The sequence below is a fragment of the Corynebacterium sp. NML130628 genome (assembly GCF_001875665.1).
Classification (GTDB): domain Bacteria; phylum Actinomycetota; class Actinomycetes; order Mycobacteriales; family Mycobacteriaceae; genus Corynebacterium.
In genome coordinates this window covers 122,405-141,959 of the sequence record NZ_MLAL01000016.1, presented here as the reverse complement: position 1 = coordinate 141,959, position 19,555 = coordinate 122,405, and the positions used below count along the sequence as shown (strand labels likewise).

Below are 19,555 nucleotides of genomic sequence, written 5' to 3'. Positions count from 1 at the left end.
CTCAACACACAGCAGAGGCGTACATGATTAGACGCAAAAACCCCTCCCACGGTTCCTTAACGGCAACGCGCGGGAGGGGCGGAGGGGACGTCGAAAAGCAGACTAGGAGTTCGGGAACGTGATGTCCGGCTTATCTAATTCCTCGATATTGACGTCCTTATACGTAATCACCCGCACATAGCGGACAAACCGCACAGCACGATACATATCCCACACCCAGCAGTCAGACATGCGGACCTCGTAGTACACATCGCTGCCGTCTTTGTGCGGGATCAACTCGACAGCGTTCGCAAGGTAGAAGCGACGCTCAGTCTCCACAACAAACGAAAACTGACTCGCGACATCGCGGTACTCACGGTACAGCGATAGCTCAACGTCAGCCTCGTAGTTGTCCAGGTCCTCAGCACTCATGGGTGCCCCCTTCGTAAATCTCAACGGCAGTTCTCACGTTGGCATAACTATAACGATGTTGCGGCGTTGCCCCGTGGCGGCGCACCGCATCCATGTGCGCCTTCGTGCCATAGCCCTTGTGCCGCTCAAGCCCGTAGCCCGGGAACTGCTCCGCGTACCCATCAAGCAAACGGTCACGGCTCACCTTGGCCAGCACACTCGCCGCAGCAATACAGCGAGCGCTCCCGTCCCCACCGACAATCGGCAACTGTGGCACAGGCAACCCCGCAATGTGAAACGCATCCACGAGTGCGTACCTGGCTTGTGTTTCCAACAGTGCAACCGCGCGACGGGCACCGTCGATGTTGGCGTGTTGCACACCACGATGATCGATCTCACGAGCGGGCACATGCACAATCGAGTACGCCAGCGCGTGCCTGCAAATAACATCGAAGAGCGCTTCTCGACGCTTCGCCGTCAGCTGCTTAGAGTCCGTGAGCCCTTCAAGCTGCCGTATCGGCTGCGGCGGCAGCACACATGCAGCGACCGTCAACGGCCCGAAGCAGGCTCCCCTCCCCGCTTCGTCAACTCCTGCGACTGGACCCAGACCGGCCTTTTCAAGCGCCACCTCGTACGTACGCAGCTGCTTCAATCGCCGCACCACAGCTCACACACCAGGTTTCGTGCTACTGCTGGATCGCTGGATCGTCGACGCCACCAAAGCGTTGAATCGGGAACACGATCGCGAGGACCTTACCGCGCAGATTCTCTTCCGGAATCGTCCCCTGATACTCGTCACCAAGGTGGTACCGAGAGTCAGCCGAGTTCGTGCGGTTGTCTCCCATCATGAAGTAATTGCCCTCCGGGACGGTCACCGGGCCGAAGTAGTTGCCGCCGCAGGCATCCGAACCTGTCTCAGGGTCCACCGGGTAGTAACTCGGCTGCAGGGTGTACGACTGATCAATCGGTTTACCGTCCACCATCACCGCTGGGTCGCCCTCCTGACAAGACACCGTCTGGCCCCCCTTCGCGATGATGCGCTTCACCAACGTATTCTCATCCTTCGGGACAAGCCCCACCCAGGACGACACCTCCTGCAACCCCGCAATCGCCGGGTTGTCAGAACGGTTCGTGACAAATCCAGTGTTCCACGAATCCGTACCCTTAAAGACGACAACATCCCCCGGCTCCGGATCGGAGAAATAGTACGACACCTTCTCCACGAAGATGCGATCGCCCTTACCGTCCTGTCCGTGCAGCGTCGGCTCCATCGATGCAGACGGAATCACATATAGGCGACCAATAAATGTTTGAATAACGAAGATAAACACCAGGGTGAGTACAACGACCATCGGGATCTCGATGTACCACGGCATGGACTTTTCTTCGGATGCGCTCTTTTCGTTCACCCGCAACACTCTAGCAGCGCAACGAAACACCCCGCACCTTACGAAGCGTAAGCGTGCGGGGTGCAGCGTGAGAAGCGAGTATTCGCTTAGCGGCGCTCCTTGATGCGGGCAGCCTTGCCGCGCAGGTCGCGCATGTAGTACAGCTTCGCACGACGAACGTCACCCTTGCGGACAACCTCAATCTTTTCAAGGTTCGGCGAGTGTACCGGGAAGGTACGCTCAACACCGATACCGAAGGAAACCTTGCGGACCGTGAACGTCTCGCGGATGCCGTCGCCCTGACGACGAACGACGAAGCCGGTGAATACCTGGGTACGGGTGACGGAACCCTCGATAACCTTGACGTGGACGTCAACAGTATCGCCAGCGCGGAACTCAGGGATGTCGTCGCGCAGCTGGCCTGCGTCTACAAGATCAATAATGCCGTTGCTCATTGAAGCAATCCTTTACGTTTCTGGACAGAGGACCCTAGCGGCTTTTTCCACAGGTGGACGCTCGGCTGGTTCATGTCGCTTACAATAACCCGGACGATTCTACATGTGTGCACGTCACTTCCCAAATCCGGCGCGCTTCAATGCATCAGCCATCGAGCCTCCCTGTACTGCACGATCAGCACGGTCAGTGCGGCCACGATGGCGTCTGCCTCCTTGGCGTCCCGCATTCTGCTGCGGCTTCTTCCCGCGAGACGGTGCGCGCTTTTGCTTGCTTCCTGGTTCATCGTCGAGGCGTAGCGAAAGGCTAATCCGCTGGCGCTGGACGTCCACTTCAAGCACTTTTACCTTCACGACCTCGCCTGAACGCACAACCTCGTGCGGATCCTGCACAAACGAGTGACTCATCGCGGAAACGTGCACAAGCCCGTCCTGATGCACGCCCACATCTACGAACGCGCCGAAAGCGGCGACGTTGGTGACGGTCCCTTCCAGGATCATGCCCGGCTGCAAATCGGATACCTTGTGTACGCCTTCTTTAAACGTGGCAGTCTTAAACTCAGGGCGCGGATCACGCCCTGGCTTCTCTAGCTCGGCGAGAATATCCGTAATGGTCGGAACACCGAAGGTGTCGTCGGCAAAATCTTGCGGCCGTAGCCTGGACAGCACCGCGCTGTTACCAACCAGCGAAGCAGTGTCCACTCCGGACTGCTGGGCAATACGCTCCACTACTGGGTAGGCCTCCGGGTGAACTGCTGAGCCATCGAGTGGGTTCTGCCCACCCTGGATACGAAGGAAGCCAGCCGACTGTTCGAAAGCCTTCGGTCCAAGACGTGGCACCTTCTTCAGCTCCTTGCGCGAGGCGAACACTCCGTGCTCGTCGCGGTAGGCAACGATGTTCTTCGCAATTGTCGGCGTCACGCCAGCGACGCGCTCCAGCAGCGGCACCGAAGCAGTGTTCACGTCCACACCGACGGAGTTCACGGCATCCTCCACGACGGCGTCCAGTGACTGCGCAAGCGCCGTCTGATTGACGTCATGCTGGTATTGCCCCACACCAATGGACTTCGGGTCGACCTTGACCAGTTCCGCAAGCGGGTCTTGTAGGCGTCGACCAATCGAAACCGCAGAGCGCAGCGAAACATCCATGTCGGGGAATTCCTGCGCCGCGATCTCAGAAGCCGAGTACACCGACGCACCCGACTCTGACACCACAACGGGCACTGGCCTACGCCCGCCGGCTGCAGCAATCATGTCTGCGACCTCCCGCGCAAGCTTCTCGGTCTCACGAGATGCCGTTCCGTTCCCAATCGCGATGAGCTCCACGCCGTGTTCCGCCACCGTGTTCGCAAGCACCTGCACAGCTCGCTGCCACTGGTTCTGCGGTTGGTGCGGGTACACGATTGTGGTCGCGAGCACCTTCCCCGTGCCGTCAACAGTCGCGGTTTTCACACCGTTCCTATACCCAGGGTCCAACGCCAAAGTGGCGCGCTGGCCAGCAGGGGCTGCCAGCAACACATCGCGCAAGTTCGCACTGAAGACATCCAGGGCCGCTTCGTCCGCGCGCTCTTTCAGACGCATCCTGGTATCCAGGTTGGAAGAGACCTGCAGCTTCGTCTTCCACGCCCAACGCACAGCCTTCGCCAACCACTGACTCTGATCGCAGGCAAGGTCAAAGCGATCCGCGATCATCCCTTCATACACAGCGTCTTCGCCGGCGTCTAAGTCGAGCGAGAGCACCCCCTCCTGCTCTCCGCGCAGCAGCGCCAAAATACGGTGCGACGGCAACGAAGCGAAAGGCTCGCTGAAATCGAAATAGTCGCGGAACTTCGCCCCCTCATCTTCTTTTCCTTCGACAACGCTCGAACGCATTGTGCCTGTCTCATACACCTTGTTGCGGACCTCACCGACAAGGTCGGCGTCGGTAGCAATCGTGTCCACCAGGATCGCCCGGGCGCCCTCGAGCACGGCTTTCGTGTCTGGAAACCCCTCGCAGACATAACTTGCTGCCTCGGTTTCTGTATCGGCGGAGGGGGCGTCGATAAGTGTATTGACCAGTGGCTCAAGCCCGGCCTCACGTGCGATGTCCGCCTTCGTCTTCCTGCGCTTCTTGTAAGGAAGGTAAAGGTCCTCGACGCGTGCCTTCGTGTCCGCACCCAAAATGAGCGCCTTAAGCTCATCAGTGAGTTTGCCCTGCTCATCGATAGCTTCAATGACCGTCGCCTTGCGCTCCTCGAGCTCGAGCAAGTAGGCGTTGCGCTGCTCAATGTGACGCAACTGTGTATCATCCAAGCCGCCGGTAGCTTCCTTCCGGTAGCGGGAAATAAACGGAACCGTGTTTCCCTCTGCCAACAGCTGCAGCGCAGCCGTAACGTGGCGTGGCGCTACCTGGAGTTCCGATGCAATGGTCTCAGCAATGATCGTCATTCGGCACAGTTTAGTGCTTACGCATCGCCATCCACGACACGGGTGGTTCCGTACCAGTACGTGCCACGCGGAAGACCTGCGACCACCGCTTGCGTTGCAGCCTCTAATTCGAGCGCGGTGCGGCCACGCACCTCGAGCCTGCACAGCGACTCAAGCGGTGGGTGCCCTTCCTTTAGCAAATAATCAGTCTCTAGGATTGATTCGTCCTCGCAGTGCGGGCCGATCGGCTCCAGGCTTATTTCGGGCTCGCGGTAACCAGCTTTACGCAGCGCGCGAGCCAAAGACTTTCGAGCCTTCGGCCAGCGCTTCTCGTCAACAAGCACCTGCATCGCCGTCACGACCTCACGGGCATGCAGTGCGAATATATCGTCGTCATCAAGCTCCGCAGCCTCCAGCAGCTCCGGGCGGACCTGTTGCGTGCGCAGCAGCGAAGCATCGCGTCGGTAGCGTTCGACCTTCGCGTGGTCCCCGGAGAAAAGGATTTCAGGAGCCTCGATCCCCCGCCAGGTGCGTGGCTTGGTGTAGCTCGGCCCCTCGAGCAGCCCGTCAGAAAAGCTATCGTCCTCGTGGCTTTGCGTATTCCCCAACACGCCTGGGATCAATCGAGTGATCGCCTCCGCAATCACCAACGCGGCAACTTCCCCACCGATGAGCACATAATCCCCGATCGAAACCTCGCGCACCCGGTACCGCCTCTGCGCATCAACAAATACCCGCTGGTCAATGCCCTCGTAGCGGCCACAGGCGAACACAATATGCGACTCGCGGGACCACGCCTGCGCGTCCTGCTGTGTAAACGGTGTACCCGCCGGGGTGGGCACAATCAGCAGCGGTTGCTCTGCGGACTCACCGTCGCGGACGTCACCAACTTCGTATGGTCGCGGGGCCACGGCATGGACCTCATCGTGTCGAGCCTTGTCGTTGCGGTGCGGCACAGCGGAATCCAAGCCCTCCCCCTCATAGCCAGCGGCCACAGCATCAAGTGCCTCGCCCCACACGTCCGGGCGCATCACCATGCCGGGTCCGCCACCGAGCGGTGGGGCGTCGACAGACTTGTGCACACCGATGCCCCACTGGCGAAGGTCATGCACCCCGACGCTCACGATCCCCTGCTCTATCGCCTTACCAAGTAGCGCGTGACGCAGCGGCTCGAGGTACTCGGGGAAGATGGTAACGACGTCGAGCCTCAACGTGTGCTTAGACATCGAGCAATCCCTCTGGCGGAGTAATGGAGAGAAATCCTTCCTCCAGATCTACCTCGGGCACAATATCGCTCACGAACGGCACCAGTACCTCGCGTCCGTCGTACTCGACCTCGAGGATCTGGCGTCCCGGGGTATGCATCACACCAGAAACTTCACCGATCGGTTCCCCGTCAAGATGAACCTTGAGACCGATGAGCTCATGATCGTAAAATTCGTCCGGGTCAGCGTCCTCAGCGCGTTCGAGTGGCGCCGCGAAGAATTTCAGCCCCCTTAGCCCCTCAGCGGCGGTACGGTCCGGGATCTCCTCGAAGCTCAGTAGCAGACGCCCCTTGTGCGGGCGGGCCGTCGCTACGGTCAGTACAACTTCCTTACCCGTCTGTGTACCGCGCAGCGTATTACCTACCGCGAAGCGGACCTCGGGTTGGTCGGTGTGCACTTCCACCGCGACTTCGCCCTTAATGCCGTGGGTTTTCACAACCCGACCAATTAGTAGCTCCATGCTCATTTACCCTACTTTTCGACGCCCACTTCGCAAACAAAAACGGCACGCACCCGACCACACGGATCAGGGACGTGCCGTAACGAAATCCGGATTAGTCCTCGGACTCCTCAGCTGGGGACTCCTCTTCAGCGGACTCCGCAGCCTCAGCAGCCGCTGCTGCCTCGGCCTCTGCGGCAGCCTTTGCCTCAGCCTCTTCCTTCGCCTTCTTGCGCTTCTCGGTGATTGCCTCAGCGGTCGGGCCGTTGTTCGCTTCCTCGAGAGCCTTGTTGAACAGGTCGAGCTTGAACGGCTTCTCCTCAGCAACCTTGAGGGTGCCCTCAGCGCCGTCGAGGCCCTTGTGCTTCTGCCAGTCACCGGTGACCTTCAGCAGAGCGAGCACAGGCTCAGTCGGCTGCGCACCAACGCCGAGCCAGTACTGAGCACGCTCGGAATCGATCTTGATGAGGGAAGGCTCTTCCTTCGGGTGGTAGATACCGATGTTCTCAACAACCTTGCCGTCACGACGAGCCTTTGCGTCAGCAATGACAACACGGTACTGCGCGTTACGGATCTTACCGACGCGCTGCAGCTTAATCTTTACAGCCATGAAAAATCTTCCTTTACGGTCACCGGGCAGTGCAGACACCCGCCGACACGATAGGCGGGCCGGTTCAACCCTTCTTCTTTACCCTGCGCGTGACTGGTTGGGCGACATCGCACAATCTTGTACGCGACGGATCCAACGCGAACGCAGTTTGGTCCTGTTCAAAATCTACTTACGCAGATAATCAACCCGATAAAGGTTACCGTATAACGCCCTATTCCCCAAACAAGATGCGTCATCGAGGCAGATAGTTACCATCTGCCTGCCTATAAGGGGTATCGTCTGTTCAGTTGCCCGCCGAAAAACAGCCTGAAGCGTTCTGAGGGCGCGAACCAATCTGAGAGTACACGAGGTTTTTCAGCATGCCTGCACCGAGCACGAAACGCTCAACCGCATACCGCGTCGACCTTGACGGGCTTCGAGGCTTTGCCATCGCATTAGTGGTCTTGTTCCACGTCTACGTCGGCCGAGTCTCGGGTGGCGTCGACGTTTTCTTGCTGTTGTCTGGGTATTTTTTCCTCGGCGGTCAGATCCGCTACGCGATGCGGCCGAACCCGAACCTCAACCCGTGGTGGCCACTGTGGCGCACTATTCGACGCCTCGTCCCAGCCCTCGCGCTCACAGTGCTAGCGACCATGATCGGCGTAATGCTGCTCGCTCCTGAGCTGATGGGCGTTGAGCTCTCCCGCCAGTTCACAGCGTCCATGCTGTATTACCAAAACTGGGAGCTCATCTCGCAGGATGCCGACTACGCCGCTGCCAGCCAGGACACGTCTCCGCTGCAGCATCTGTGGTCAATGAGTGTGCAGGGCCAGTTCTACGTTTTCGCTATCTTGTTGGGCACGTTGCTGGCGTTTCTGATTTCGAAGTGCAAGGTACCCGCGGTCATCGCCAAGCGTGGTGCTATTGCTCTGCTCACAATCATTACTGTGGCATCGTTCGCGTACGCTGCGCGATTCGGTTTCGTCGGCACTGGCCAGAATTACTACTCCACGTTCTCCCGCGCATGGGAGCTCGCCCTCGGCGGGTTATTGGCGTTCATACCGACGAGCCGTTTCCTTCCGCAGCGCACCGCAGTCTGGACCGCAGGCCTCGGTGTCTTGATGATTTCGATTACCGGCGTCGTCGTTACTACTTCACTCGCGTTCCCAGGACCAATCACGCTGCTACCGCTGACGGGTGCGGCATTGATCGTGTTGAGCGGCAACCAGAACGCCGTCTCGAACATTTTGGCGTCGAAGCCTATGACGTGGCTGGGCAGCATCGCGTATTCCTTGTATCTGTGGCACTGGCCGCTACTCATCATTGTCACCCTCGCTGGAGGGTTCGAGACTCCTCCGTGGTGGGTGGGCACGCTCGTCATCGCGGTCTCGCTCGGACTCGCACACGTCACCCACCTGCTGGTGGAAGACCCGCTGCGTCAGCACCGCAAGCGCCCACAGTCGACCGATACACCAGTCGTCGATGCCCGAGCGACACTACGTACCCGCACTGGTCTCGGCCGGGCCACCGGCGGTGTGCTGGTTTCTGCACTGGTCGCCTCAATTTTTGCGATCCAACCGCTGTGGAACCAGCGCATCGAGAACGCCGACCGCGACTTGCCCGAGAACCTCTACCCAGGTGCCCTAGTTATAGCGGGCGCTGAAGTTCCAGACGTCAGACCCCAACCAGACCCAGCACTCATCTCCGGCATTTTCCCACCCATCGGGGTGGATGAGTGCATGATTATGATTCCCCAACCAGCAACAGACATGCCCCGGCCTGACTGTCAGTACGGCGACCTCGATTCTGACGTCACCGTTGTGCTCACTGGCGGATCGCACATTGAGCCATACATCGTGCCCCTCGACAAGCTTGGGAAAGAGCACCACTTCCGCATCGTGCCCTTTGTGCGACAGGAGTGCCCGATCGTCATTGGTGGCGCAGACCGAGAAGAATTCGTAAGCGAGGTGTGTGCTCAGTGGTCGGAGCTCGCGTTCCAAAAGATCGTCGATATGGCGCCGGACTTGGTGATTTCAAACTCCACTCGCCCGGACGGTCATGCGGGCGGTGCCGCGTTTTCCACGGACAAGGTCCCCGACGCGTACGCGAACCTGTGGCAGAACTTTGCCTACTACGGCATCCCGTTTGTCGGGTTGCGCGACAACCCGTGGATCTTCACCCCGGAAGGTGACCCCACGGATCCAAACCTGTGCATCGTCGGCGGTGCTTCCGAGCGTGATTGCTCCGCGCTGCGCAGCACAGTCTACGGCGCTGAAGACCCAGCAGCAGGGTATCTATTGCGCGAGAACCATCAGTGGTCCATTGATACCGCTGACTGGTTCTGCGACGACAAATTCTGCCCGCCACAACGAGGCAACGTGTACATCTACCGCGACCAAAACCACATCTCGAACGCCTACGCAGCAACGCTTACTCCACTGCTGTGGGCGGAGCTGATGCCGATCTTCGAGGAGCTTGATCTGCTCCCCGAGCCTGCCACGACCGCGACGCAGAGTTTGGAAATGGACGTACCCGCGGCCCAGTAGCGCGCTAGCACGATAGCAAATGGCCGGTACGGAATACCCGTACCGGCCCTTTCGCGGTTTCTGCCTACTTCTTCTTGCCCATCCGCTTCATTGCGGCGCCAAAGTCAAGGTTGTTGAGGTCAAGCCCCTCCATCCCCGGAGGCAGCTGCTCTTGCATCTTCTGCAAGTCTTCCATCCCCGGCATTCCCGGCATACCGCCCATGCCTGGCATCTGTGGCATCCCAGGCATCTTCGGGGCGCCACCGCGACGCTTTGCAGGTTTGCGCTTGCCGTTCTTTCCCCTGCGACCCTTGGGCTTCTTCTTGGTCGCCGAACGCCCGCCACCCATTCCAGGCATGCCCGGCAGGCCGAACTGGTTCGCCATCGCCCCCATCATCTTCTTCGCTTCGAAGAAGCGCTCCACGAGCTGGTTCACGTCAGATACCTTCACGCCAGAACCTGCCGCGATGCGCTTCCTGCGCGAAGCGTTGAGGATCTTCGGGTTCTCGCGTTCCGCGGGCGTCATACCGCGGATAATGGCTTGGATGCGGTCGAGTTGCTTCTCGTCGACCATGTCCGCCATCTGGTTCATCTGCTTGCCACCAGGCATCATCTTCAGCAGATTCCCGATCGGGCCCATGCGGCGGATCATGAGCATCTGGTTCAGGAAGTCTTCAAGCGTGAGCTCACCGGTGCCGAGTCGGCTGGCTGCTTCCTCGGCCTCTTTCTGATCAAAGACGGTTTCTGCCTGCTCGATGAGTGACAGCAGATCGCCCATGCCGAGGATACGACTCGACATACGCTCCGGGTGGAAGACATCAAAGTCGTCGAGCTTCTCACCCGTGGAGGCGAACAGGATTGGTTTGCCGGTGACTTCACGAATGGATAGAGCTGCACCGCCGCGAGCGTCACCGTCGAGCTTCGTCAGCACGACGCCGGTAAAGTCCACACCGTCTGCGAAAGCCTGCGCGGTAGTCACCGCATCCTGACCGATCATCGCATCGATTACGAACAAGACTTCGTCGGGCTGGACCGCGTCGCGGATGTTGCGGGCTTGTGTCATGAGGGTTTCATCAATACCCAAACGGCCCGCGGTATCGATGATCACCACGTCGTGTTTGTTCTGCTTCGCGTGCTCGATACCTGCACGCGCCACAGCGACTGGGTCGCCGTGGGAGGTGCCCATCTCGTGCTCAAACGAGTCGATGGAGGTGCCAGGATCCGGTGCAAACGTTGCAACTTCAGCGCGCTCACCCACGATTTGGAGCTGCTGCACCGCACCGGGACGCTGCAGGTCACACGCCACCAGCAGCGGAGTATGTCCCTGCTTCGCCAAGTGGCGCGATAGTTTACCGGCCAAGGTGGTCTTACCAGCACCCTGCAGACCGGCTAGCATGATGACAGTCGGCGGCGTCTTCGCGAAGTTGAGGCGCCGGGTTTCCCCGCCCAAGATGGCAGTAAGTTCCTGATCAACAATCTTGACCACTTGCTGCGCCGGATTCAGCGCTTCCGAAACATCCGAGCCTAAAGCGCGCTCTTTGACACGTTTAATAAAAGCCCGTACAACAGTCAGCGAGACGTCGGCCTCTAGCAGCGCGATCCGAATCTCACGTGCTGTGGCGTTAATGTCAGCCTCGGTGAGCTTGCCTTTGCCGCGCAAGCCTCCAAGCGCTGATTGTAAGCGGTCAGACAGTGACTCGAACACAGTGCGTTGCTCCCTTAATTCATTCTTCGGTATTGGGACAGAATGCACCTAGCCTAGCGCTTTTCCACCCAACTGTTCACATCACACCAGGCTATCCGAGCAGAGCGTCCACGAAGCTTTCGACCTCAAACGGCGCGAGGTCGTCAGCCCCCTCGCCGAGACCGACAAGCTTCACCGGTACGCCCAGCTCCTCTTGCACCTGGAACACGATGCCGCCCTTTGCGGTGCCGTCAAGCTTCGTCAGCACCACACCCGTGATGTCGACGACCTCTCGGAACACTCGCGCCTGCGCGATACCGTTTTGTCCCACCGTGGCATCCAGCACCAGAAGCACCTCGTCGACCGTGGATTTCTTTTCGACGACCCGCTTCACCTTGCCCAGCTGGTCCATCAACCCAGTCGAGGTGTGCAGTCGACCGGCAGTATCGACGAGCACGACGTCCGCGCCTTCCTGCACGCCGGTCGCCACGGCGTCGAACGCGACAGAGGCAGGGTCTGCACCCTCTGCGCCACGGACTGTAGAAGCTCCTACTCGACGCCCCCACGTCTCCAGTTGGTCTGCCGCCGCTGCGCGAAATGTATCCGCCGCGCCGAGCACCACCGAGTGCCCCATAGCAACGAGTACTCGTGCAAGTTTGCCCGTCGTGGTGGTCTTCCCCGTACCGTTGACACCAACTACCAGGATTACAGCTGGCTTGCCCTCGTTCGGCATGGCGTGGATTGAGCGGTCAAGCTCTGGCTTCGCGGCCTCGATGAGGGTCTCTCGCAGCATTGCGCGTGCCTCGGCTTCGGACGCCACACCTCGCTCGGCGATCTTCTGGCGCAGCGCGTCGGTGATGCGCATGGTCAGGTCTGCGCCGATATCCGCCATGATGAGGGTGTCCTCGATTTCCTCCCACGCGTCCTCATCGAGGTCGCCTGCGGTGAGAATACCGAGCAGCCCTTGGCCGATTGCGTTCTGGGAGCGCGACAGGCGCCCGCGCAACTTGCCCATCCGTCCTGCGGCTGGCGCAATTGCCTCCACAGGTTCGGAGGAAGCTGGTTCGCTGACAATTGCGTCCTCGGTAGGTTCGGCGCCGTCCTCCAACGCACGCTTCGCCCCATCAACGGTTGCTGCGGCTGCGTCGGCTGCCTCTTGAGCCTCTTCGATGTCTTGTGCTTCTACGTCGTCTTCGTCGACGTCAGGCTCCGCAGGCGCGGGCACCTTTGGTTCTTCCACCGCCAGCGTCGGTTCCGGTTCCTGCTCCGTCTCTAGTTCTGCAACAGATTCGGGCTTGTCCTCTGGTTCCGGTTCCACGACCGGCTCGGGTGATGGAACCTCCTCCACAACCCGCTTTGGCGTAGGCGCAGGCGTTGCGGGTTCTGGAGCGGAGGGGGCGTCAACAAGTCGGATGGGTTCCTTCTCTTTCGCTGCTGCTTGAGCAAAATTAAAACCGCCTTTTGCCTGGTAATTCCCCGATTTTTCCTGCTGGGTCAGCTCTTTCGGCTCCGATGGCTTCTCGAAGGATACAGACTTTGCTGATTTTCGTTTATTGCCGACAATGATGATGCCCACGATAAGAATCACGAGCACCACAGCTGCAATTGCAATCCATACTGAGTACGTAGTCATGGCTTCCATAGTGCCAAAGGTGCCCACAAATGTGTGGAATACCCCATTTATCCCTGTAACGTGGTTGAATAAGGTTTATGAATACTCCCCCATTTTTGAAATACCTGCCCCAGGACATTACTCAATGGATCCTGCCAGTCCTCACAACGCTGATTTCATTGGCCGTCGGACTCGGCATCATCGCCTCGAGTGGCTCGCTTGGTAGCTCAAAGGTTGAGGTCCCAAGTGTTGGGACCGAGGCTCCAGCCGAGGCAGTGCCGGCGACTGGTCAATCCCTCACCACTGCACTGAACACCACTTGGGCACCGCTGCCACTGCGTGACGGCGGTACCGTCAGCTTCGTCAAGAGCGATAAGGGCTACGTAATCAACGGCGGGCCATGCGAAGGCTACGGTGTTGGCTTCAACATTGACGAAGCTACAGGTGTAGTCTCAACGTTTGCAGTCCCCACGACTGCAACGGCTTGCTCGACTGACGACAGGATCTGGGAGGACACCGTCGCCGACGGTCTGAAGTCGACGACGAGCCTAAAGGTGCTCGGTAAAGATAGGCTCTTCGCGGTGTCCCCTGCGGGCTCTTTGGAGCTTGTCGCAAAGAATTAAACCTTGTGCACGTTATGCGTCCGGTTCGGAGTCAGGAGCTGACCCCGCCGGGCGCATTCTTTGTGAGAGCACCCGGGTAACGCCATCGCCGCGCATCGTGACGCCGTAGAGTACGTTTGCCACATTCATCGTCGGTTTTTGGTGCGTAATCACAATCAGCTGCGAATCCTGACGGAGCTCCTCGAGCAGCGCGATAAGCCGACGCAAGTTGACGTCATCCAGCGCTGCTTCTACCTCATCAAGCACATAGAACGGGCTCGGGCGTGCGCGGAAAATCGCCACTAAGAACGCGAGGGCTGTCAGCGACTTCTCGCCGCCAGACAGCAGCGACAGGCGCTTGACACGCTTTCCTGGCGGGCGCGCCTCAATCTCGATGCCGGTTAGCAGCATGTCATCAGGTTCTGTCAGGATGAGGCGAGCTTCCCCACCAGGAAACAGCGTGTGGAATACCCGCGGAAACTCAGCCTCCACGTCATGCCAAGCATCCGTGAAGAGCTGCAGGATGTGGGCGTCGACATCTTCAATGACATCGAGCAAATCCTTACGCGCTTGAATGACGTCGGCGAGTTGGGTGGAGAGGAACGAATACCGTTCCTCAAGTGCCTTGAACTCCTCAAGTGCGAGCGGATTCACCTTGCCTAGTGAACGCAGGTCTTTTTCAGCCTGGCGCAAGCGCAGCGTTTCGGCGGCGTCGTCAAAGTCTTCGCCCGGCGTGTACTCCGCCAAAAGATCATCGACAGAAATACCAAGCGCCTCAACAATCTTTTGCTGTGCTTCCTCAAGGCGAACTTTCGCCTGTGATCTTGCGATGTCTGCAGCATGTGCGCGATCGCTGAGTCTTTGTAGCTGCTGTCGCGCAGCGCCAACTTGTGCTCGCTCCTGTTGCAGCTTGCTCTGAAGCGCTGCCAGCGAGCGCTGCAGCTCATCGCGCTGCGCAGTGGCCCGTTGCAATGCGTCCTGGACCCGAGCAATCAACACTTCAGTATGGTCTTTGACTGCGCCGGCCAGAACAGCCTGCTCCCGACGCCGCGCAACAGCCGCGTCGTGTCGCGCCTTCGCTTGACGTTCGTGCTCCGCTTGCCGCCGAAGTGCATCGCCTTTGCCTGCGATCGCCTGTGCCCGCTGCTGTGTCTCACGCGCCGCGAGTACCGCCTCTAGTTCAAGTGCTTTCGCCTGCGTCAGACGCTGAGACGCCTGATCACGTGCCTCGGGTGAAGGCCCCTCCTCCGCAGCTGCGGTGTCATCAATACGAGAGAGACGATCTTGGGTCTCCACCAGCTGCTCTCGGCGTTGGGTAAGCCGATGCTCTGCTTCTTCGAGTTGTTCCGACGCGCGGAGTCGTTCCGTTTCCGTGGCGTGGGACTGCGCCTCTAAACGTTGCAGTTCCCGCTGCCATGACGCAACCACCGTGTCGTGTTCGCGCAGCGCTGCCTTCGCTGCCGCAACGTTGACTCGGGCATCTTCTGCAGCAAGCTGCGCGCCCTCAAACGTGCCCGAAAGCTCCCCCAACGCGCGCTTCGCGTCACGCAGTTGACGCTGCGCAGCGTCAACCTGCGCGCTGATCTCAACCGTGGAGGCGCTCGTGATGCCCACCGACATCCATCCCTCCCCAAACAATGCCCCCTCAGGCGTCACCGCGCGCAGCCGCGGATCGGCCTGCACGACGCCCACACCCTCCTGTGGCGTCTGAACTACTACGACGTCAGCCAACAGGCGTGCCACGGGTCCGGCGACCGAATCATCGACGTCAAGGTGGTCAAGGAGCCAATCATGTTCTTTGTCAGTGTCAACGCGCCATACTGTACCGCCGACTTGTTCAACCACACTGGTGCGATCCGCTGACTGCAGCTGCTCCACTTCATCCAGGTTCAGCTCACCTATTAGTGCCTCACTGAAGCCCCCGAGTGACGCCGCCAGCGCACCTGCCAGGTCCGCCGGAGCTTTGACCAACGACGCAAGCGACGAATACCCCTTGAATATGTCCTCGGCAGTATGCGTTGGCATTTGGCCTTGCAGCGTTTCAATCTTGGACTGCAGCGTAAATACTTCCCGCTCGTGCTCACGCTGTTGCACCTGCAGTTGTTGGAACCGCTGCTCTGCGGCAGCAAACTCGGAGTTTGATTGCTCGTACTCCTGCATGAGTGGGGCCCGCTGTGCTTCAAGCTCAGCGATCTTCTCCGCGACCTGTTCAGCCTCGTCACTTGCGCGATGTGCCCGCTCAGTAGTCAGTGAAAGTTGCTCCTCAAGCCTGATGGCTTCTTGTTCACCGTTGAGCACAGCCTGCTGATGGGCCTCCTCCTGTGCCACCAAACGCACTACGCCTTCACGACGGTCCGCCACCGCCTGGATCTGTGCAAGATGTTCGCGCTCGGCCTCATCAAACGCAGCCTGCAATTCCGCCACGTCTTCTCGAACAACTTCGAGACGCCCGGCGGCCTCCTCGGCAGCTTCGACAGCAGCCTCATACTCTTCATCCGCTGCCGTCGCCCGCACGAGCAACTCCTCGGGATCCTGCCCGTGATACACGGTCTGCGTGTTCAGGTTGCGTGCGCGTTCCTGCGCGACGCGCAAAGTCGCATTCGCTCGCTCTTCGAGCGAAGAGAGCGCAAACCAGATCTCCTGGGACTCTTGGGCGCGAGGCTGCACATCTCGTTGTTTTTCTTCGAGCTGCGCGTATTGCTCTTCAGCGCCCTCAAGCGCCGCCGTCACAGTCGCGACCTGTTCTTCGAGCAGCTCCGCGCTCTCATCGCTTTGCGCATAGGCAGACTCCAAAGTGACCACCTTGTGGCCGGCGAGGCGGAGCCGGGCGTCGCGAAGCGTGGCTTGCACCGACGCAGCGCGCTTCGCGGCTTCCGCCTGGCGTTCCAACGGCTTGAGCTGCTTGCCCAGCTCATCCGTCAGATCCTGCAGCCTGTCGACGTTGCCTTGCATCGACTGCAGCTTGCGCTGCGCCTTCTCTTTACGACGTCGGTGTTTCAGCACACCGGCGGCTTCCTCGATGAACGCGCGGCGCTCCTCTGGTCGCGACTCCAAAATCTCAGACAGCTTGCCCTGTCCAACGATGATGTGCATCTCGCGCCCGATACCGGAATCCGACAACAGCTCCTGAATATCCATCAACCGGGCCTTCGTCCCGTTGATCTCGTACTCGGAAGCGCCATCGCGGAACATACGGCGCGTAATCGCAACCTCTGTGAAGTCCACTGGAAGGTGCTTGTCGCCGTTGTCGAAAGTAAGCGTGACCTCCGCGCGCCCCAACGGCTTGCGGTCCCCGGCTCCGGCAAAGATGACGTCCTGCATCTTTCCACCGCGGAGATTTTTCGCGCCTTGTTCCCCCATCACCCAGGCGAGTGCGTCGACAACGTTCGACTTCCCCGAGCCGTTTGGCCCGACAACAGCACAGATGCCGGGCTCGAACTTCATCGTCGTCGAAGACGCAAAGGACTTAAAGCCCTTCAACGTCAACGATTTCAAATGCATTGTGGTGAGTTTACCGTTCGTCGAAGCCTTCCGCGCCACGGGGCTCGCCATACTGCGCCACTACCGTGTCCACGCGGCCCGGTCGCCGTTGTGAGGAGGGTTGCTCCTCCAGCAGCCGCTTCAACTTTTCGACGTCCCCTTCGTCGCCTTCCGCAACAACTTCAACGCGGCCGTCGACAAGGTTTTTCGCATACCCCTTGAGACCGAGCTCCAGGGCCCGGCAGCGGGTCCACCATCGGAACCCGACGCCTTGGACGTGCCCGTGCACAAACGCAGTCATACGAATGGTGGCCATCAGCTACTTCAAACCGCCCTGCTCGTTGTCCTCGCCTACGGCGCGGGCCTCGGATGCGGCGATGCGGTCCTCCAGGCTGCGGCGCGTGACCGGGTCGGAACCATCCCAGAACTCAACGTTCTCGACCTCAGGCATCATGTCGCGGTGGAACACTGGGTCGATGCCATGGACACGCTGCTCGTTGTAATTCTTGAGCAGTTTGATGGCGACACCCGCGAGCGGGACGATCGCGATGATATTGATGATCGCCATGGTGCCCGCCATCGTGTCGCCAAGCGACCAAACCAGTGGGATCGAGCCGAACGCACCGAAAAAGACGAAGGCAATCACGCCGCAGCGGAAGACGTTCAGCACCGTCTTGGAATCGGAAAGATACTCAATGTTCGCCTGCGCAAGGTAGTAGTTACCGATCACTGACGAGAACGCGAGGAAGAAGAGAATGAACGTGATGAAGTGAGTGCCCCACGAACCCACCGTCGCCGCCAACGCCGACTGCGTCAACGATGCGCCCTGAACATCATCCAAGCCGTAGCTAATCTCAGGGCCCAGCAGCACGACGAAAGCGGTAATCGAGCACACAACGAGAGTGTCGAAGTACACCCCGAGCGTTTGCACCAGACCCTGCTTCACTGGGTGCGACACCGTCGCGGTAGCCGCTGCGTTCGGAGCGGAACCCTGGCCTGCCTCGTTCGAGAACAGACCACGGCGCATACCCCAAACAAACGCCATTCCCAACGTCGCACCGCCGGCCTGCTTCAGGCCCAAGGCGTGGCCGACGATCAACGCGATCATCCCCGGAACTTCCTGAATATTCAGGATCACTACCAGCAGGCCAACCAGGATGTATGCAACCGCCATGAAAGGAACGATGACCTGTGTGAAGTTCGCGATACGGGTCACACCGCCGAAGATGATGGCGGAAGTCAGAGCAGCAATAATCACTGCCACAGTCAGCTTCAGCGTCATCGAGTCGGAGCCAAGAGAACCGCCGACGGCCTCAACAATCGAGTTCGTCTGGATCGCGTTGTACACAAAGCCATAGGTGAACGAAAGCGCAACAGCGAAAATCACGGCGAGCGGGCGCCAGCCGAGTCCACGCGTCATGTAATAGGCCGGACCGCCGTGGTAGTTGCCGTTTTCGTCCTTCGTCTTCCACAGCTGTGCCAGCGTGGACTCGACGAACGCGGTGGCGCCACCCACAACGGCGATCGTCCACATCCAGAACACTGCGCCAGGCCCGCCGACCGAGATCGCAAGAGCGACACCAGCAATGTTGCCTGTGCCCACACGAGAAGCGGCGGAAATAGTAAACGCCTTGAACGCAGAAATACCGCCGTACTCTTCATCCAAATCGCGTCCGTCGCGGTCTTTGCCCTTTGGGGTCTCGGTGACCGCCTTAAACATTTCCGGAAGCAGCCGAACCTGTACGAACAAGGTACGCAGTCCGAAATAGACACCCGCAGAAAGCAGGAGCCACGGGACAATGTCCCAGATAATGCCGTTGAGAGTTCCGTCAATGAACTCGGTTGCTTTTTCCATGCGGAGAATCCTAGTCGCAATGACAGAATTATTCGCGATTTTGCTCAGGATCCTGGCATGTTGGGCAGTAATAACTCGATCGCTGGTTCACGACCGTCTTTGCAATCGCGTCCCCACAGCGGTCGCAGGGTTCACCCGCGCGCCCGTAGGCATTCAGTGAGCGGGCGAAGTACCCCGAGGCACCGTTAACGTTGACGTACAAAGCATCGAAGCTCGTCCCGCCTTGGGCGAGTGCACGCTCCATGACGTCACGCGATGCCTCGAGAAGTTCGACCGCGGTCTCCTGAGCGAGTGCGTCTGCCCTCTGCCACGGCGTGACACGCGCCGCCCACATTGCCTCGTCTGCATAGATGGAGCCAATGCCACTGACCACGGCTTGGTTGAGCAGCACCGTTTTGACAGCCGATCGCTTTCGGCGCATCAACGCCGCGGTTTCATCAACATCGAAGCCTTCCTCGAACGGGTCCATCGCGATGTGGCGTGCGAGCTCAGGGATGCCGTCGACGAGCTGGCAGTACTGCCACGAGCCGAATGTGCGCTGATCTACGAACACCAGCTCAACATCACCCATCCTGGCGCGAATCCGCACGTGGGGGCTGTCCACGCTACCCGGCGCGCCGACAAGCATCTGTCCGCTCATCCGGAGGTGCACCAGCAGGCAGGCTCCGTCGGAGAGGCGGAGCCAAAGGTATTTGCCGCGGCGCCCGGTGCCGGTGACACGGAGCCCAGGCAGAGCGGTTGTGAGGTCAACGGTGTTGTCTCTGACTGCTCTGGGATGAGCGACGTGGATACGGTCGAAGGTCCTGCCGACGATGTGCTCGTCGAGACCTCGGCGAACGACCTCAACTTCGGGCAGTTCAGGCATTAG

The 19,555-nt window shown here is 59.6% G+C and carries 16 protein-coding genes; 2 read left to right on the top strand and 14 right to left on the bottom strand.

The window, feature by feature from the left end; genetic code table 11:
- Positions 1-102: 102 nt before the first annotated feature.
- The 8 genes from BJP07_RS03610 to rpsP form a co-directional block, all read right to left on the bottom strand.
- On the bottom strand, positions 103-411 hold the full coding sequence (locus BJP07_RS03610; RefSeq protein ID WP_071566111.1) for a DUF2469 domain-containing protein: 309 nt from the start codon (positions 409-411) through the stop codon (positions 103-105).
- A complete protein-coding gene (locus BJP07_RS03605) occupies positions 401-1,051 on the bottom strand; it encodes a ribonuclease HII (protein ID WP_083584092.1) in 651 nt (216 codons plus the stop codon). The genes BJP07_RS03610 and BJP07_RS03605 overlap by 11 nt, the downstream gene beginning before the upstream one ends.
- 25 nt (positions 1,052-1,076) lie before the next feature.
- Positions 1,077-1,766: a signal peptidase I gene (gene lepB / locus BJP07_RS03600; RefSeq protein ID WP_083584091.1), complete on the bottom strand. Its 690-nt coding sequence runs from the start codon at positions 1,764-1,766 to the stop codon at positions 1,077-1,079.
- 119 nt (positions 1,767-1,885) lie between these two features.
- The gene (gene rplS, locus BJP07_RS03595) at positions 1,886-2,233 is read right to left on the bottom strand and encodes a 50S ribosomal protein L19 (protein WP_071566108.1); all 348 of its coding nucleotides are present in this window, start codon (positions 2,231-2,233) and stop codon (positions 1,886-1,888) included.
- Positions 2,234-2,347: 114 nt separating this feature from the next.
- Positions 2,348-4,657: a Tex family protein gene (locus tag BJP07_RS03590; RefSeq protein WP_071566107.1), complete on the bottom strand. Its 2,310-nt coding sequence runs from the start codon at positions 4,655-4,657 to the stop codon at positions 2,348-2,350.
- Between the two features lie 17 nt (positions 4,658-4,674).
- Complete coding sequence (gene trmD / locus BJP07_RS03585) at positions 4,675-5,862, bottom strand: tRNA (guanosine(37)-N1)-methyltransferase TrmD (RefSeq protein ID WP_071566106.1); 1,188 nt, start codon at positions 5,860-5,862, stop codon at positions 4,675-4,677.
- Positions 5,855-6,367 (bottom strand): ribosome maturation factor RimM, encoded by a 513-nt coding sequence (gene rimM, locus BJP07_RS03580; protein ID WP_369822311.1) that lies wholly within the window; start codon positions 6,365-6,367, stop codon positions 5,855-5,857. The genes trmD and rimM overlap by 8 nt, the downstream gene beginning before the upstream one ends.
- 88 nt (positions 6,368-6,455) lie before the next feature.
- A complete protein-coding gene (gene rpsP, locus BJP07_RS03575) occupies positions 6,456-6,950 on the bottom strand; it encodes a 30S ribosomal protein S16 (RefSeq protein ID WP_071566105.1) in 495 nt (164 codons plus the stop codon).
- 359 nt (positions 6,951-7,309) lie between these two features.
- On the opposite strand from rpsP, the gene BJP07_RS03570 reads away from it, so the two are divergent.
- A complete protein-coding gene (locus BJP07_RS03570; protein ID WP_071566104.1) occupies positions 7,310-9,475 on the top strand; it encodes an acyltransferase family protein in 2,166 nt (721 codons plus the stop codon).
- Between the two features lie 64 nt (positions 9,476-9,539).
- On the opposite strand, the gene ffh is transcribed toward BJP07_RS03570, so the two are convergent.
- Positions 9,540-11,159, bottom strand: coding sequence for a signal recognition particle protein (gene ffh, locus BJP07_RS03565; RefSeq protein ID WP_083584065.1), 1,620 nt, complete (start codon positions 11,157-11,159; stop codon positions 9,540-9,542).
- A 91-nt stretch (positions 11,160-11,250) separates the two neighbouring features.
- Positions 11,251-12,780, bottom strand: a complete 1,530-nt coding sequence (gene ftsY / locus BJP07_RS03560; protein ID WP_071566373.1) for a signal recognition particle-docking protein FtsY — start codon at positions 12,778-12,780, stop codon at positions 11,251-11,253.
- A 68-nt stretch (positions 12,781-12,848) separates the two neighbouring features.
- Between ftsY and BJP07_RS03555 the strand changes: the two genes are divergently transcribed.
- On the top strand, positions 12,849-13,373 hold the full coding sequence (locus tag BJP07_RS03555; RefSeq protein WP_143109656.1) for a hypothetical protein: 525 nt from the start codon (positions 12,849-12,851) through the stop codon (positions 13,371-13,373).
- Between the two features lie 12 nt (positions 13,374-13,385).
- Here the strand turns inward: BJP07_RS03555 and smc are convergent, their stop codons facing one another.
- Genes smc through mutM form a run of 4 tightly spaced genes read right to left on the bottom strand, consistent with a single transcriptional unit; the run spans position 13,386 to position 19,552 of the window.
- Positions 13,386-16,853, bottom strand: a complete 3,468-nt coding sequence (smc, locus tag BJP07_RS03550; protein WP_071566102.1) for a chromosome segregation protein SMC — start codon at positions 16,851-16,853, stop codon at positions 13,386-13,388.
- A 10-nt stretch (positions 16,854-16,863) separates the two neighbouring features.
- A complete protein-coding gene (locus BJP07_RS03545; protein WP_071566101.1) occupies positions 16,864-17,148 on the bottom strand; it encodes an acylphosphatase in 285 nt (94 codons plus the stop codon).
- 3 nt (positions 17,149-17,151) lie between these two features.
- On the bottom strand, positions 17,152-18,687 hold the full coding sequence (locus BJP07_RS03540; RefSeq protein ID WP_071566100.1) for a sodium:alanine symporter family protein: 1,536 nt from the start codon (positions 18,685-18,687) through the stop codon (positions 17,152-17,154).
- 28 nt (positions 18,688-18,715) lie between these two features.
- Complete coding sequence (gene mutM / locus BJP07_RS03535) at positions 18,716-19,552, bottom strand: bifunctional DNA-formamidopyrimidine glycosylase/DNA-(apurinic or apyrimidinic site) lyase (protein ID WP_071566099.1); 837 nt, start codon at positions 19,550-19,552, stop codon at positions 18,716-18,718.
- Positions 19,553-19,555 lie beyond the last annotated feature (3 nt).

Bases quoted from the DNA above. Each gene is read 5' to 3' on its own strand.
- smc (WP_071566102.1), bottom strand. From the start codon at position 16,853: ATGCATTTGAAATCGTTGACGTTGAAGGGCTTTAAGTCCTTTGCGTCT.
- BJP07_RS03610 (WP_071566111.1), bottom strand. From the start codon at position 411: ATGAGTGCTGAGGACCTGGACAACTACGAGGCTGACGTTGAGCTATCG.
- rpsP (WP_071566105.1), bottom strand. From the start codon at position 6,950: ATGGCTGTAAAGATTAAGCTGCAGCGCGTCGGTAAGATCCGTAACGCG.
- rplS (WP_071566108.1), bottom strand. From the start codon at position 2,233: ATGAGCAACGGCATTATTGATCTTGTAGACGCAGGCCAGCTGCGCGAC.
- lepB (WP_083584091.1), bottom strand. From the start codon at position 1,766: ATGCCGTGGTACATCGAGATCCCGATGGTCGTTGTACTCACCCTGGTG.
- BJP07_RS03590 (WP_071566107.1), bottom strand. From the start codon at position 4,657: ATGACGATCATTGCTGAGACCATTGCATCGGAACTCCAGGTAGCGCCA.
- BJP07_RS03540 (WP_071566100.1), bottom strand. From the start codon at position 18,687: ATGGAAAAAGCAACCGAGTTCATTGACGGAACTCTCAACGGCATTATC.
- trmD (WP_071566106.1), bottom strand. From the start codon at position 5,862: ATGTCTAAGCACACGTTGAGGCTCGACGTCGTTACCATCTTCCCCGAG.
- rimM (WP_369822311.1), bottom strand. From the start codon at position 6,367: ATGAGCATGGAGCTACTAATTGGTCGGGTTGTGAAAACCCACGGCATT.
- mutM (WP_071566099.1), bottom strand. From the start codon at position 19,552: ATGCCTGAACTGCCCGAAGTTGAGGTCGTTCGCCGAGGTCTCGACGAG.
- BJP07_RS03570 (WP_071566104.1), top strand. From the start codon at position 7,310: ATGCCTGCACCGAGCACGAAACGCTCAACCGCATACCGCGTCGACCTT.
- BJP07_RS03555 (WP_143109656.1), top strand. From the start codon at position 12,849: ATGAATACTCCCCCATTTTTGAAATACCTGCCCCAGGACATTACTCAA.
- ftsY (WP_071566373.1), bottom strand. From the start codon at position 12,780: ATGGAAGCCATGACTACGTACTCAGTATGGATTGCAATTGCAGCTGTG.
- BJP07_RS03545 (WP_071566101.1), bottom strand. From the start codon at position 17,148: ATGGCCACCATTCGTATGACTGCGTTTGTGCACGGGCACGTCCAAGGC.